Raw genomic sequence first — 16,030 nt, 5'->3', positions numbered from 1 at the left:
AGAATTTATATGAAAACAAAAAAACAAAAAATAGTATTGGCTCTCAAAATTGCAGTCATACTATTTATTGTCGTACTAATTGGTGCTTATTTCTTTCGAGATGCTCTTTTGCATAAAGCAATTGCAAAAGTATCAGATAAAATGAACAATGAATACAATAGTACGTTTTCAGTAAAAACAGCTTCATTTGATGGAATTTCAGGTATAAAACTATCCAATGTAATATTAGTTCCTAAAAATGCCGATACCCTTTGTAACATCCACAATATAGAGACAAGCATTAGCTTATCACATTTATTAGTAGGTGATATCCAAATTGGAACATTAAAAATCGACAAAGGTTATATCCAATTGGTAAAAAAAGGAAACATCAAGAATTTTGATGCTTTCTTAAAGAAGGACAGTGCCAATACATCTAAAAATGAAAAAAGAGAATATGCAACGTATGCTTACCGAATTATATCAAAACTATTAAATCTTGTTCCAACCGATATGAAGTTGGAAAATTTGATTTTCAAGATTGATGACAATGGTAAAAAAGCACAAATTGCAATAAACAAACTAGTCTTGGCCGATAAAGAACTTGAAACCAATTTACATGTTCAAACCAAAACATTCGACCAACGCTGGAACATAAAAGGCTTTGCTGATCCAAGAAACAAAAAAGCTGATATTCGATTTTTTAATCTTGATACAGGAGCAATTCGAGTGCCTTACATTGATGATCGTTTTAATATGCTGGCAAGCTTCGACTCTATCCGATTGAATATTGAGAATATTAAAAAAAGTGGAAGCGAACTCCACATCGATGGATATTCTTCTATAACCAATTTAAAAATCAACCATGCAAAGATTGCCAGCAAAGATGTAATCATAAAAAATGCTCGTTTTGATTATCGTTTCTTATTGGGTTCTGATTTTATCTCAATAGATAGCACCTCAACAGTTCAATTAAACAAAATAAAACTTCATCCTTACGTATCTTATAATACCAAATCGGATACTATTTATACCTTAAAAGTTGCTATTCCTAAAATGAAAGCGCAAGATTTTATTGTCTCGCTACCAGATGGTTTATTCACCAATTTTCAAGGAATGGAAGCTACAGGTAATTTTGATTACAAACTCGATTTCAAATTCAATAAAAACAAACCAAACAGTTTAGTTTTTGATAGTAAACTAAACAAAGAAAACCTTACAATCACTAAATACGGTCAAGCAAACCTCAACAAATTAAATAGTGAATTTGTGTATCGTGCCATTATAAAAAATGTATTACAGAGACCCATTTTAGTAGGTGCTGGAAACCCAAATTACACTCCTATTGAGCAAATTTCCCCGTATCTTCAAAAAAGTGTATTAACTACAGAAGACCCATCGTTCTTCTCACATCGCGGTTTTATTAATGAAGCTTTCAAACAATCGATTTTAAAAAATATTCGAACCAAGAAATTTTCTCGTGGTGCGAGTACGATTAGTATGCAACTGGTAAAAAATGTTTTCCTTACCAGAGAAAAAACATTATCTCGTAAACTCGAAGAAATTCTATTAGTTTACATCCTCGAAAATAATCGTGTTGTAAGTAAGCAACGTATGCTCGAGGTATATTTTAATATTATCGAATGGGGACCAAATGTATATGGAATTGGTGAAGCAAGCCGTTTTTATTTCCAAAAAAGTCCTGCCGACTTAAGCTTAGACGAATGTTTATTTTTAGCTACAATTATTCCGAGCCCAAGAAAATTCACATACCAATTTAACGATCAGGGTAATTTAAAAGACTACGCTATTCGAAATCAAAAATTTCTTAGTAATCTTATGTTGCGTCGCGGTGTTATAACACCCGAAGATACTATTAACAGACTACCTGTTTATGTTTCGGGTCATGCTCGTTCATTATTACGAATAAAAGCACCAGATTCTACAGCGGTTCCTATAGATTCTATGTCTATAGATGATGAGTTTGACCTTTAAATCTTTTTAGTATTCATAATATTGCTATCCTAACAGGTTTTAAAAACCTGTTAGGTATTAGTTCACTTAAATTATCATACCTACAAAGTCAAAAAAACCTCCAAACATTTGCACTTAATTTTGATTGTGTTCACTAGCAAGACGCTCGCGTTAGCAAAAATCAAAAACTATTATAGAATTCTTACTTAAAATTCTTCAGGAAATCCTCTTTATACGTTGGAGAAACCTCGATCTCAGCCCCATCGTTTAGCATTATAATTCCTCCTTTGTTATAGGATGTTACACAATTCATATTAATGATATGCGATTTATGAACTCGTATAAATGGCAAAGGCAAAATTTCTGAAAAGTGTTTTAAGAACCTACAAACCATTTTTTTACTTCCGTCATTCAAATATAAATCAGTAAAATTTCCATTCCCTTTTAAGCGAACAATTTTTTCCATCTTCACCACTTCAAATCCTTCTAATGTTGGTAAGATAACTTGTTGTTTCTCTGGTTTTGTTTCACGAAAATTTTCAACAATAATTTTATTTCTGTTAAAAATCTCATGGTTCATAATCTGATGCTGTACTTTATTTACTGCAACAATCAACTCTTCGATACTTATAGGTTTTAGCAAATAATAAGCGGCACTTTGGTTTAATGCTTTTAATGAATATTCAGAAAAAGCGGTAACAAAAATAGTCTCAAAATGTAAATCCTTGCAGGCCTCCAAGACATCAAAAGCATTTCCGAAAGGCATTTCAACATCTAAAAAAACTAATTGTGGCTGTACCTCATGCAATAACGGAACAGCTTCTTTTATGTTCTGTGCTTCCCCAATAACTTCTACCTGTGGACAATATTTACTCAAATAATTTTTGAGTACTTCTCGAGCCGCAAGCTCATCTTCGACAATTACACTTCTTATCTTTTGAAAAGTCATCATATTTTATCTATTAATGGAAAAACAATTCGAACAATAGTACCTGTCTTGGGCATTCCTTTTTCGATAATTTCAAAAGAAATATTCTTTTTATACAATTCGTTCAGTAAACTTATTCGTTCCTTAGTATTACTTAATCCTCGGGATTCATGTGCTTTTTGGTTATTAGTTTTAAGTTCACGGCTTTTGGTTAAACCAATCCCATCGTCTTCTATAATCACTACAACTTTCCCTGCTTCAAACTCAAAATTAAGAGATAGAAATCCTTTCTTATCCAAATAACGCAATCCATGCCAAATGGCATTTTCAAGATGTGGCTGAATAATCATATTAGGAATTAGAACTGTTTCAGTATCTAAAGCATCATCAACACTAATTTTAAAATCGAATTTATCCTGAAACCTCAGATGTTCTAAATCTAAATATTTTTTGAGTTGTTCAATTTCTTTATCTAATGTGACAAAATCCTTATTCGAATTCTCCATCATATTGCGCATCAGGTTAGAATAAGAAGTCAGGTATTTATTGGCCTCTAATTCTTTGTTTTCCGAAATAAATTGATTCACGCTATTCAAGCTGTTAAAAATAAAATGTGGATTCATTTCTCTTCGCAAAGACTGTAAAGCAATTTCTTTGTTTTTGGTTTTTATCGAATATAATGCTTTCACAATAAACAAGAACAATAATAACAGTAGTACTATTGACCCTAGAAGAAAGTAATTAAATGTATTTTTCTTTGTAATCAATTCGTCCTTCAATGTCTTTTCTTTTTCTAACTGACGGATTTTATCTTCGGTTACCTGAAATGTTTTGGCATCGATAAGCGTTGTGTCGGATTCAATTAACTTATCAAAATTGGCAAAGAACTGCTCATATAAAGCAATACTTTCTTTGTCATCTCCTTTGGTTTTGTAATACTGAATTAAAGCAGACAAGCTCTTTTTAGCTTCCGTAGAATTTCCATTTTTAGATGCTAGGCCATACGCTTCCTTAAGTGATACAACTGCTTTCTTGGGGTCTTCTTTTTTAAAATAAAGTTTTGCTAAGGATTGTAATTGCTTTATTTGGGTAGTATAATCTTGCTTCTTTTTGGCTTCTGCCAAAAGTCTTTCGTTTATACCAATTGCTTTCTCAAATTGATTATCAGAAGCATATACTTTGGCAATTTCATTTTTGATTTTAATAACCTCTTCTGGTTTATCTTTTGCGTAAGCGAGTGCCTTAGTATAACTCTCGATTGCAACTATTTTGTTTTTTTGCTGCAAAGAGTTTTCTGCTTTTTGAACGTATGCGGCTGCAACCTCATTAATTTTATTATCTCTTTTAAGTAACTCAATATTCGATTCTACATATCCTGCTTGTGCCATCGGACTTGCTTGCGTGCGTAATCGATTGGCATCATTTAAATTTATCTTTTCTTCATTTTTACTCTCAGCAATAGCTCCAGCGCTCTCATAGTTTTTTATCGCCGAATCAAACTTTTTTTGATTCTCTTGTACCTTTGCAATACTTCTTGTTACTCGTATTTTATCTTCGGCAAGATTTTGTTTGGTATAACTAGTTAATGCTTTTTTATAATACTCTTCAGCTTTTGCATTATCTCCTTTATTAAGGAATTCATTGGCCAATCGTTCGTAATTCTGACCTATTTGTGTCTCATCATTTACATCCAACGATTTTTGTAATTCTTTGGATACTTTGCTCATTTTAGAAATCGGCACAGCTTTTTTCTTAGCAAGAGAATCCTGTGCTATTACTCCAACAGGAAGTAACAACATTAGGAATAAAGAAAAAATAACTAATAAACGTCTCATATATTTTATCCTTTTTAATTCTCAGTACCTTAATTTATAGACAGCTCAGAACCTTTAAATTCAATACTGTAAAGTAAAGTATTTTATATTCTGTTTACAACTCGTTTCACCAAGTCAAAATACCGTTTCACCATTTCTGCAAAAAACGAACTCTTTAAGTTTATAAGTTTGGTCTATAATCACAATCTAAAACATAGGAAATCATGAAAACATCAATCCTTATCTCAGCGCTTTTAGCAACTGCATTTTCTTTTGCAAATAGCAATCATAGTAATGCAAATCTTAAAAAGAATACTAATATTGAAAAACCGATAACTGCGGAAAAGACCAAAATACAAGTTGCATTATTACTAGACACCTCTAGTAGTATGGATGGATTAATTGATCAGGCAAAATCTAGGCTATGGAATATTGTAAATACTTTAACGACTTTAAAATATGATGGAAAAACACCCGATATCGAAATTGCTTTGTACGAATATGGCAATGATGGCTTATCTAAACAATCTAATTATATCCGACAAATAGCACCACTTTCTACAGATTTGGATTTGATTTCGGAAAAACTATTCTCTCTAAGTACCAATGGTGGTAACGAATATTGTGGAGCTGTGATTCAGGACGCAACCAAACAATTAAAATGGGCAAAGGACAACCACAATATGAAGCTTATTTATATTGCAGGAAACGAAGAATTTAATCAGGGCGAAATTAATTATAAAGAAGCTATTAGCAATGCCTTAAAGAATGACATTTATGTAAATACTATTTATTGTGGAGATAAAACTCAAGGCATAAATGAACTATGGAAAGATGGTGCCGATTATGGAAAAGGTAAATATTTTAATATCGATTCTAATCAAACAGTACGTTATATAGTAACCCCATATGATGTTGAAATTACAAAATGTAACGAAAAAATCAACAAAACGTACATAAGCTATGGTTCAAAGGGTTCTGAGAAAAAAATGAATCAGGAAATGCAAGATAAAAACGCTCAGAAAGTTTCTGCATCAAATTATGCCGAACGTGCTGTGAGTAAATCAAAAGCCGTTTATAAAAACGACAGTTGGGACTTAGTCGATAAAGTAAAAGATGATGCTACGGCTATTTCGAAAATAAAAAAAGAAGAATTACCAACAGAACTCCGTAATAAATCTACTGCCGAATTAAAGGTAATTGTTGCACAAAAAACGAAAGAAAGAGAAAATATTCAAAAGGAAATTGGCGAACTTGCCAAAAAACGCCAGCAATATATCGATACTGAAGCAAAAAAGACAAAAAAACAAGACGACTTGGGGAATACGATAAACACATCGATAATTGCTTTTGCAAAAGTTAAAGGATATACGGTTGAAAAATAAATCCCATAGTGAAAAATCAATTATTTAAAAACATGAAAAAGAGCATCTTCTTTTTGATTTTTATAGGAGTCTTTTGTGTTGGCTTTAAATGCATACATAAAGAAGAAAGCCCTCAATTGTCTAGTTCAAGATCTTCTTCAGAAGAGAAACTGGCAGGCCAGATAAACGAGATTAAAAAGTTTGTAAATACATCTTCAAAATACAATACCGAAGTTGGCTTTTTTATCGATATGGGAATTGCATCTGGCAAGAAACGGTTTTTTATATATGATTTAAAAAATAACAAACTACTTAACAAAGGCTTGGTTGGTCATGGTTCTGGCTCAGAAACTGGAATTCCAGGAAAGCTAAAATTTAGCAACGTAAAGAATTCGCTTTCTACCTCGTTAGGAAAATACTCAATTGGGTATTCGTATGAAGGCACTTTTGGCAAAGCCTACAAATTATATGGCTTGGACAAATCTAATAGTAATGCCTTTGATCGAAATATTGTCTTACATAAATATTGGGAAGTCCCATTTGAAGAACAAAAAAACCCTATTTGCAACAGTCAAGGATGCCCAATGGTTAATGAAAAATTTTATGGGGTAATTGAAAAAATAATTGACAGCTCTAAAAAGAAAATCATTCTTGTTATCTATCACTAAAAACCCATTCAAATTTTCGTTATTTGTAATACATATTAGACTAAATAAATATTTTAAAATTATAATCTCATGATAAAAAACATAGTAACATCCGCTTTATTATTGATTGGCACAATTGCATTTGCACAAAAGCCAATCTTTACAACAGCAAAAGTAAAAGCCGCAACGGTATATTTTAATGCTGCCGAAATTTCCCAAACTGCAAGCGCTACTCTTCCGTTAGGAACAAGCGAAATTGTAATAAAAAATGTAGCTGTAGACTTGAACGAAAGTTCGATTCAAATAGGAACTCCATCGACAGTAACAGTTCTTTCGGTTCAGTTTACTAATAATTATATTTCAGAATATGAAGTTGACACTAAATCTCCTGCGCTAAAAAGAGTAAGAGACAGCATTGTTTTGGTTCAGAAAGAACTTCAGAAAGTTAATAACACTATAAATTCTGAAACAAAAACGATTCAGCTTTTAGACAAAAACCAACAAATTTCGGGTGTGAATTCAGGTTTGAATGTAACTGAATTAATGAAGATGGTGGAGTATTATAAAACAAAGCAACTAGAAATTGCCAATACTATTAATGCCCTTTCTGAGAAACAACAAAAGCTTAATGAAACACTTCAAAAACTAAACAACAAACTTGAAGTTGATACTAGCAAAGAAGAAAAAACATCATCTGGAAAACTAATTGTTCAGGTTATGAATGAAGTTGCTGGAGCTGTGCCTTTGGATATATCGTACTTAACAAATAATGCTACCTGGACTCCGTTTTATGACTTACGTGCCGAAAGTGTTACTTCGCCTATTAATATGATGTATAAAGCACAAGTGATTCAAAATACGGGTATCGATTGGAAAAAAGTAAAACTTACTTTATCTAGTGGCTATCCTAACCAAAACAATCAAGCGCCAATATTGAGTTCTTGGTTTTTGAGAAATAATAATGATGTTGTTCAAGCGGGTTATGCTTCTCAAAGAAATAAAATGAATCAGTTACAGGGAAGAATTGCTGAAGATAATACATTACAAGAAGTAGTTGTCACAGCTCCAGTAACAAAAAGAATGGTAAAATCATCTGTTTCTAATTACACGACAGTAGAAGAAAACCAGCTTAACGTATCTTTTGATATTGATATCCCTTATGACATTTTATCTAACGGAAAAATTCATAGCGTATCTCTAAAAGAAATAAAGCTTCCTGCATCGTATAAATATTATGCGGCTCCAAGAGTAGAGAACGAGGCTTTCCTTCTTGCTGAAATTGCAGATTATAGCAAATACAATTTATTGAGAGGTGAAGCCAATATTATCTTTGAAGGTATGTATGTAGGGAAAACTTTTATCGAGCCAAACCAAACTAGTGATACATTAAACTTGAGCATGGGGCGTGACAAAAAAGTATCTATAAAACGTGAAAAAGTAGCCGACAAATCGGGAACTAAGTTTTTATCGACTAAAAAAGAACAAACTTTTACTTATGATATCACTGTAAGAAACAACAAAAAAGAAGCTGTTGAACTTTTGCTAAAAGACCAATATCCTTTGAGTACCAATAAAGAAATTGAAGTTGAATTATTACAAAGTGATAGCGCTAAAGTAAACGCAGAAACTGGAATCTTGACTTGGCAGTTACAAATGAAGCCTAATGAAATCAAGAAATTTAGAATTAGTTATAAAGTAAGATATCCAAAAGATCAGATATTAAATTTATAAAAACCTTTTAAAAACAAATCCCGATACGTGTTTAAATGTATCGGGATTTGTTTTTTATAATCTGTGATAGAAAATTAACCGTAAAGTTCACAATACTTACAACTACTAAAACTGTAAACTGAGATTGCAAAACTGAAACTAAATTACGGTGCCGGATCTGGAATTACAGCGTGAACCGCATTGATATCGGCAATAACTTCGTCTGATAACGTAATATTAATAGAATCTATATTTTCTTTTAATTGTTCCATTGTAGTTGCTCCGATAATAGTACTAGTCACAAATGGTTGCTGATTAACAAAAGCCAACGACATTTGTGCAAAATTTAAACCATGTTTATTAGCAATTTCCTGATACATACGCGCAGCTTTAGTGCTTTGCTCGCTGCTATATCTTGTATATTGTGGGAACAAATTAAGTCTAGAGTTTGGATGTTTTTCTCCAGATAAAAATTTACCTGATAGTACCCCAAAAGCCATTGGTGAATATGCCAATAAACCAACATTTTCACGCATACAAACCTCAACTGAAGCATTTTCAAAAAGGCGGTTTAGTAGAGAATACGGATTCTGAATTGTTTTAATACGAGGCAAATTATTGTATTTGTTTTCTTCTAAAAAGCGCATAATTCCCCAAGGGTTTTCATTAGAAAGTCCTACATGTTTAATTTTCCCTTCTTTGATGAAACCCTCCATTGTTTGTAAAACTTCGTGAATATTATCTTCCCAAGCATCATCTTGGATTTTAAGCCCGCGTTGTCCAAAACAATTTGTTTTACGCTCTGGCCAATGCAGCTGATATATATCTACATAATCTGTTTGTAATCTTTGCAAACTATTATCTAAAGCATATTTTAAACTTGCTGGTGAAAAATCTATTTTCTCACGCATATAACCAAAGTTATCATTTGGTCCAGCAATTTTAGTTGCTAAAACAACATCTTCTCTTTTTCCTGATTTTTTAAACCAGGTTCCTATAATTTTCTCTGTGCTTCCGTAAGTTTCCTTGCTTGCAGGAATAGAATACATCTCGGCAGTATCAAAAAAATTAACGCCTTGTTCAAGTGCATAATCCATTTGAGCATGTCCTTCGGCTTCAGTGTTTTGTTGACCAAAAGTCATCGTACCAAGGTTTATTTTACTTACTTTAATATCTGTATTGGGAATTGTAGTGTATTTCATTTTTCTTTAGTTTCTATGGTGTTGTATTGCTAAGATTGTAGCTTTTACGAATAAGGCTCAAAGGTACAAAGCAAAATTTCAAAAGAAAAAGGTTCAAAGTTAAAAAACTCTAAACCTTTTTATGTTATAGATTTGCTCGGAAGAAAGCTTATTTTACTTCTTGCCACTCCCGATAGCTATCGGAATAAAAAGATTAAATGGATTTTCAAAGCTGTTTAAACTATATTCTAATTACTGTAAACTTGTCATTTCGACGCAGGAGAAATCTTAGCTAGTAGCTCGACAAAGATTATGGAATTTCTTGCGGAGATTTCTCCTGCGTCGAAATGACAATATTGGGCAAAACTTTGTGAACCTTGCGTAACTCTTTGCGCTCTTTGCGGTTAATTTTATCGCCATTGATTAAAAATATCTTATAGGAAAGGCCATAAACAAAAAGGTCCAGAGTATAAACTCTGAACCTTTGTCTCTTTGTACCTTAGAACCTCAGTTCCTTAGCAACTTAATTAATGCTATTCAACATATCTGCGATTTCATCTAATCTTGGCGTTAAGATGATTTCGATTCTACGGTTTTTAGCTTTTCCTTCAGGAGTTGCATTGCTTGCCAATGGAGAGAATTCTCCACGACCTGCTGCCGTTAATTTTTGTTTGTTGATTTTACTGTTTTCACTCAAAATAGCTACAATTGCAGTCGCTCTTTTTGTTGATAGATCCCAGTTATTTGTAATTACTCCTGAACCTATATATGGATCATCATCAGTATGTCCTTCTATAAGTACCGAAAGATCTGGATTATCTCCTAATACTTTCCCAAGTTCTACAACCGCTTTTTTACCTTCGCTACCTACTGACCAACTTCCTGAATTGAAAAGTAATTTATTTTCCATAGAAACATATACCTTCCCGTTCTTTTGCTCTACAGTCAATCCTTTACCTTCAAAACCATTTAGTGCTTTCGAAAGCGTTTCTTTTAACTTTTTCATAGCAGCTTCTTTAGCAGCTATCATAGCTTCAAGTTCGTCTAATCGTTTTGCTGTTTTATCTAAACGTGCTTGTTCAGCTGCCAATGCTTTTCCTTTGGCTTCAAGTTGCTCTAGCAACTCACGATTCTTGTTCATATTGTTTTTTAAGGCTTCGTCACTATTTTTTTCTAGTGCATTATAGGAGTCTTGTAAAACTTTTAATTTGTTTTGTGCAGCAGCATAATCCGCTTTTTGTTTTTCTAATTCTGCTTTGGTAGCACTAAGGCTTTTATTTAATCCGTCACGATCTAACTCTAATTGATTTTTTGCTTTAAGCAATTCCGCGTTTTCATCAGAGATTGAACGGTTTTCTTTTTTTAAATCGGCAAATTTAGTTTCTAAATCATTGTATATTTTTTTGGATACACACGATGTTGTAAGCGCTAATATCAATAATCCGATGGAGACTTTTTTAATCATTTTTATTGTGGTGTTTATTATTTGAGATATTATTATTCTTGTTATTATTGGCATTAGCCCTGATTGAAGCGGAAATCCTTTATGTTTTTGTCTTTTAAAAACATAAAGATTATAGCGTAAAGCAGGAAATAGCTCCTAAGTAAATTTTACTCAAGACCGCAATATAAGCCTAAAACCTGTGTATAACTAACAATAATGATACCATTAATCTTCAATTTCGACTAAAACTGGGCAATGATCTGAATGTACTGCATCTGGCAATATAACAGCGCGTTTTAGTTTATCCTGCAAAGTGTCGCTAACTAAATTATAATCAATTCTCCATCCTTTGTTGTTTCCTCTTGCTCCAGCTCGGTAACTCCACCAAGAATAATTGTGTGGTTCTTTATTAAAATGGCGGAAACTATCTATAAATCCAGTTTTCATGAATCCGTCTAACCAAGCGCGTTCAGCTGGTAAAAATCCTGAAACAGTTTTATTACGTACTGGATCATGAATATCTATTGCTTCGTGACAAATATTATAGTCTCCACAAATGATAAGATTAGGTATTGTTTTTCGAAGCTCATTGATATAAGTCTGAAAGTCATCCATGAACATAAATTTATGATCCAATCGCTGGATATTTGTTCCCGATGGAAGATATAAACTCATTACCGAACAGCTATCAAAATCTGCTCGAAGGTTTCTTCCCTCAAAATCCATGTGTTGAATTCCAGTTCCGTATACTACGTTATTCGGTTTTATTTTTGAAAGAATCGCTACACCGCTATATCCCTTTTTTGTAGCTGGATAATAATACTGATATGGGTAACCTGCTTTGGTAATATCCTCTACAGGAATTTGATCTTCTGTGGCTTTAATCTCCTGAAGACAAATAACATCCGGGTTTGCTTGTTGCAACCAATCGATAAATCCTTTTGAAATTGCAGCACGAATTCCGTTTACGTTATAAGAAATAATTTTCATTACAATTTTGTTTTATGTATTTCAAATGTAATAAAAAAGCGGAAAGTTTGGATAAGAAATAAGGAAAAGTAGAGTTTTTTGTTATCTTTGTTTCCTGCTCTAAAAAACAAATTGTACATGGGTTTAGTTACCGCGAAAGAAGTTGCCAAGGCAATAAATGTTGACAAGTATGGGGTTCTAGGTACTTTCTCTGGCTGGGTCCTTATGAAGGTACTAAAGATATCTACCTTGAATAAGGTTTACGATAGAAACAAACATCTAGAAGATGTTGCTTTCTTGAATGGGGTTTTGGATGATTTACAAATCAAATTCGAGATTCCTGAAGAAGATTTAAAACGATTACCAAAAGATGGTGCTTATATTACTATTTCGAACCATCCGTTAGGTGGTATCGATGGCATTTTATTGCTAAAATTAATGCTTGAAAGAGAGCCTAATTTTAAAATCATTGCCAATTTCCTATTGCACCGTATCGTTCCTCTTAAAAAGTATATCATGCCTGTAAATCCTTTTGAAAATCATAAGGATGCTAAATCAAGTGTGGTAGGTATTAAGGAAACATTTCGTCATTTAAGTGATGGAAAACCTTTGGGTATTTTTCCTGCAGGTGAAGTTTCTACTTATAAAGATGGAAAACTAGTAGTGGATAAACCTTGGGAAGAAGGTGCGATTAAATTAATCCGAAAAGCCAAAGTTCCTGTTGTTCCTATTTATTTTCATGCCAAAAACAGTAAATTATTCTATTGGCTATCTAAAATAGATGACACTTTACGTACAGCAAAATTACCTTCGGAATTGCTTACTCAAAAAGATCGTGTAATTAAAGTACGTGTTGGGAAGCCTATTTCGGTTAACGAACAAAACGAAATTCAATCTTTTGAAGAATACTCTGAGTTTTTAAGAAAGAAAACTTATATGTTGGCAAATCCTTTTGAAAAGGAACATAAATTACTAGATACTGCTAACTTAAAAATTCCTAGAAGCCCTAAGGAAATTGTTACTCCAGCAAATGAGAACAAGATAAATGCCGAAGTTGAAGCTTTAAGAAGTACTGATTGCAGATTATTACAAAGTAAAAATTACGAAGTGTTTTTTGCTTCTGCCAAAAACATTCCGAATATATTACATGAAATTGGCCGCTTACGCGAAATTACTTTCCGTGAAGTTGGTGAAGGAACAAATGAGCCTATCGATATTGACAAATATGATCAATATTACCACCATATGTTTTTATGGGATGATGATGCCAAAAAAATATCTGGAGCTTACCGCATGGGACTAGGTTCTGAGATTTACCCTAAATACGGAATGGATGGTTTTTATCTAAATGACCTTTTTAGATTTGAACCTGAACTTCATGATATGATGCATAAGTCTATCGAAATGGGGCGTGCATTTATCATTAAAGAATACCAACAAAAACCAATGCCTCTTTTCTTATTATGGAAAGGAATCATTCATACAACATTACGTTATCCAGAGCACAAATATTTACTGGGTGGTGTAAGTATAAGCAATCAATTCTCTGATTTCTCAAAATCGTTGATGATTGAATTTATGAAATCAAATTATTACGATCCTTATATTGCTCAATACATTCATCCTAAAAAAGCATATAAAGTAAAACTAAAAGATGCTGATAAAGACTTTATTTTTGATGAAGCAGAATCAGATCTTAATAAGTTTGATAAAATCATCGACGAATTAGAACCAGGAAACTTACGTTTGCCTGTTCTAATTAAAAAATACATCAAGCAAAATGCACGAGTTGTAGCTTTTAATGTTGATCCATTATTCAACAATGCTATCGACGGTTTAATGTACATTCGTATTGCCGATATTCCTGAAAGCACTATGAAACCAGTAATCGAAGAATTCCAAATAGAACTAGAAAGAAAGCTAGCTGAGAAAGACGATTAAATCTTAGATATATATAAAAACAAGAATCCCGTTTCATAAAATTTGAAACGGGATTTTTTATGTTTTAAAACCAAATTGATTGATGCAAAATATCATCGAAAGAATTGTTTTTTATGAAAAAAATAATTCTTATAAAATGATAAAGTGCTAGAAAAATACCCAATCTATAAGCTAGCTTTTTATTATATAAAAGCGTAGTGAAATATTCTTTTTTTGTAATTAATTCGGTTATCAATACGATAATAGTCACCCAACAAAAGGCAATCACAAAAGGACCCAAAATATGGTAAGTAATTGACTTATATAAATCTCCCTGATAAAAATAAACTAATGATTTAGTAATTCCGCATCCGGGACAAGGAAAACCTGTGAGCATCTTGAAAGGACAAAATGACTGATCCGTTTCTAAATGATCATTATGATTATTTAACATTAAAAAAAACGGAACTATCAGTGTAATTGCTGCACCGATAATTCCGTAAATTTTACGTTTTGTTCTGATATTATTTGTATAGTCTGTTGATATCACCTTGTACAATCATTGCTGCTGCAATAGGGAAAAACAACCCTAAAAGAATTAATAAAGTCGATTGGTCTTTTTGAAGTTCTCCTGTTTTTTCATAAACCTTAGGTAATGCATCTTTTCCAGCTAGATAATAAAAATAAATATTAACTGGCATACAACATCCTGCAAAAATCGCAACAGGTTGTGATATAACCTCTTTCCCTGAAACAGCATTAAAAACTTCTGCTACTTTTATATTCCAGTAAATTAAATACAATCCACAAGTTAAAATTCCAAAAAGTAATACCATAATTGGATCAACTTTAAATACTGGGATTGGATCATTAAAATTATTTGATGTTTTTTCTAATTCCATTTTTATTTTTGAATTTGTTAATTCCTACTCTTTGGATTTTCGGTTACTCCTAGATTTTTAAAAGAAATATTATTTAGATTAATTCTTTCAAAAAAATCAGCAGCAATATTATTAAAAATTAGCAAACAAAACTAATTATTATTTAAATATTTACAAGAAAAAACTCGTTATTAAATTCAAAAAAAAATCTACTCAAAAACTCACCTAGTCTGTTATTTACAAACAAACAGCTTTAATTTTATCGACAATTACTTGCGCTAAACGCTCGTGACTCTCAAATGTCCATCCTGCAATATGTGGCGTTAAGATTACTTTTCTTCCGTCTAATAAATATTGAAAAGCTTCCGGTGTATTCTTATCCTGAAAAAGTGTTTCGAAAGATAATTTTTCATATTCCAAAACATCCAAACCTGCCCCAAGTACCTTCCCAGACTCCATTGCAACTACTAAATCGGCAGTCACAATATTTTTTCCTCTTGAGGTATTAATGATCCATAGTGGTTTTTTGAACCCATTGATAAATGTTGTATCAACCATTTTATCTGTTTCTGGTGTCCACGGAATGTGCAAACTCAGCACATCCGTTTTTTCTTGAAGTTCTTGCAACGAAACTTGTTTAGCATTTTCATCACCTACATTATCCTGAATATCATAGCATAAAACTTCTACATCAAAACCTCTCAATTTTTTTGCAAATGCTTTACCCATATTTCCGTAACCTATAATTCCTACCGTTTTGCCATCAAGCTCGTGACCACGATTACTTTCTCTGTTCCATTGTCCTGAACGAATTTCACTATCAGCAAGATTTAGTTTGTTAAAAAGAGAAAGAATCATCCCCAATGTATGCTCAGCAACTGCATTACGGTTTCCTTCAGGAGCGGCAATAAGTTCAATGCCTTTAGATATGGCATAATCGCAATCTATACTCTCTAGTCCTGCTCCAACTCGTGCTATAAATTTTAAATTTATTGCTTTATCGATAAATTGTTTATCGATTTTAAAACGACTTCTAATTACAATTCCTTGATAATCCTTGATTTTTGCTTCAATTTCTTCTTTAGTAGAAGTAAAATCTGCATAATTTTCAAATCCCGCTTCTTCTAATTGTTCCCAAAGAATTGGATGATTGCTATCGATATGTAAAACTTTAATTGGCATGAAATTAAGACTTAAATTAGATAAACAAAGTAACAAA

13 protein-coding genes are annotated in these 16,030 nt (G+C 32.4%); 5 read left to right on the top strand and 8 right to left on the bottom strand.

The genetic code is table 11. The features are described 5' to 3' along the window. Positions 1-9: 9 nt before the first annotated feature. Positions 10-1,974: a biosynthetic peptidoglycan transglycosylase gene (locus LPB87_RS18820; protein ID WP_129540481.1), complete on the top strand. Its 1,965-nt coding sequence runs from the start codon at positions 10-12 to the stop codon at positions 1,972-1,974. Between the two features lie 181 nt (positions 1,975-2,155). On the opposite strand, the gene LPB87_RS18815 is transcribed toward LPB87_RS18820, so the two are convergent. Together LPB87_RS18815 and LPB87_RS18810 are read right to left on the bottom strand one after the other, a co-directional pair. Next, positions 2,156-2,905, bottom strand: a complete 750-nt coding sequence (locus LPB87_RS18815; protein WP_129540480.1) for a LytTR family DNA-binding domain-containing protein — start codon at positions 2,903-2,905, stop codon at positions 2,156-2,158. Then, positions 2,902-4,716, bottom strand: a complete 1,815-nt coding sequence (locus LPB87_RS18810) for a histidine kinase (RefSeq protein WP_230728908.1) — start codon at positions 4,714-4,716, stop codon at positions 2,902-2,904. Before LPB87_RS18810 ends, LPB87_RS18815 begins: the two co-directional genes overlap by 4 nt. A 203-nt stretch (positions 4,717-4,919) precedes the next feature. Between LPB87_RS18810 and LPB87_RS18805 the strand changes: the two genes are divergently transcribed. The 3 genes from LPB87_RS18805 to LPB87_RS18795 all read left to right on the top strand — a co-directional run bounded on the left by LPB87_RS18805 (position 4,920) and on the right by LPB87_RS18795 (position 8,437). Next, complete coding sequence (locus LPB87_RS18805; protein WP_230728907.1) at positions 4,920-6,080, top strand: vWA domain-containing protein; 1,161 nt, start codon at positions 4,920-4,922, stop codon at positions 6,078-6,080. 32 nt (positions 6,081-6,112) lie between these two features. Continuing rightward, positions 6,113-6,727 carry a murein L,D-transpeptidase catalytic domain-containing protein gene (locus LPB87_RS18800; protein ID WP_230728906.1) on the top strand — a complete coding sequence of 205 codons (615 nt, stop codon included), beginning with the start codon at positions 6,113-6,115 and terminating at the stop codon, positions 6,725-6,727. 69 nt (positions 6,728-6,796) lie between these two features. After that, a complete protein-coding gene (locus tag LPB87_RS18795) occupies positions 6,797-8,437 on the top strand; it encodes a DUF4139 domain-containing protein (protein WP_230728905.1) in 1,641 nt (546 codons plus the stop codon). Between the two features lie 143 nt (positions 8,438-8,580). On the opposite strand, the gene LPB87_RS18790 is transcribed toward LPB87_RS18795, so the two are convergent. From LPB87_RS18790 to LPB87_RS18780, 3 genes are all read right to left on the bottom strand, one after another. Next, complete coding sequence (locus tag LPB87_RS18790) at positions 8,581-9,618, bottom strand: NADP(H)-dependent aldo-keto reductase (RefSeq protein WP_230728904.1); 1,038 nt, start codon at positions 9,616-9,618, stop codon at positions 8,581-8,583. 502 nt (positions 9,619-10,120) lie between these two features. Beyond that, the gene (locus LPB87_RS18785) at positions 10,121-11,062 is read right to left on the bottom strand and encodes an OmpA family protein (protein WP_230728903.1); all 942 of its coding nucleotides are present in this window, start codon (positions 11,060-11,062) and stop codon (positions 10,121-10,123) included. 204 nt (positions 11,063-11,266) lie between these two features. After that, the gene (locus tag LPB87_RS18780) at positions 11,267-12,031 is read right to left on the bottom strand and encodes an exodeoxyribonuclease III (RefSeq protein WP_230728902.1); all 765 of its coding nucleotides are present in this window, start codon (positions 12,029-12,031) and stop codon (positions 11,267-11,269) included. 117 nt (positions 12,032-12,148) lie between these two features. Between LPB87_RS18780 and LPB87_RS18775 the strand changes: the two genes are divergently transcribed. Further along, positions 12,149-13,951 carry a lysophospholipid acyltransferase family protein gene (locus LPB87_RS18775; RefSeq protein WP_129540473.1) on the top strand — a complete coding sequence of 601 codons (1,803 nt, stop codon included), beginning with the start codon at positions 12,149-12,151 and terminating at the stop codon, positions 13,949-13,951. A 64-nt stretch (positions 13,952-14,015) separates the two neighbouring features. Here the strand turns inward: LPB87_RS18775 and LPB87_RS18770 are convergent, their stop codons facing one another. From LPB87_RS18770 to LPB87_RS18760, 3 genes are all read right to left on the bottom strand, one after another. Then, complete coding sequence (locus tag LPB87_RS18770; RefSeq protein ID WP_230728929.1) at positions 14,016-14,327, bottom strand: DUF2752 domain-containing protein; 312 nt, start codon at positions 14,325-14,327, stop codon at positions 14,016-14,018. Between the two features lie 127 nt (positions 14,328-14,454). Continuing rightward, positions 14,455-14,832, bottom strand: coding sequence for a DUF4234 domain-containing protein (locus LPB87_RS18765; protein ID WP_129540471.1), 378 nt, complete (start codon positions 14,830-14,832; stop codon positions 14,455-14,457). Between the two features lie 216 nt (positions 14,833-15,048). After that, a complete protein-coding gene (locus LPB87_RS18760) occupies positions 15,049-15,993 on the bottom strand; it encodes a 2-hydroxyacid dehydrogenase (protein WP_230728901.1) in 945 nt (314 codons plus the stop codon). Positions 15,994-16,030: the final 37 nt, after the last annotated feature.

Origin of the sequence: Flavobacterium sp. EDS (assembly GCF_020991525.1) — a bacterium.
In the GTDB taxonomy this organism is placed as follows: domain Bacteria; phylum Bacteroidota; class Bacteroidia; order Flavobacteriales; family Flavobacteriaceae; genus Flavobacterium.
Note: the sequence above shows the minus strand (reverse complement) of the source record. Positions and strands in the feature narration are given on the sequence as shown.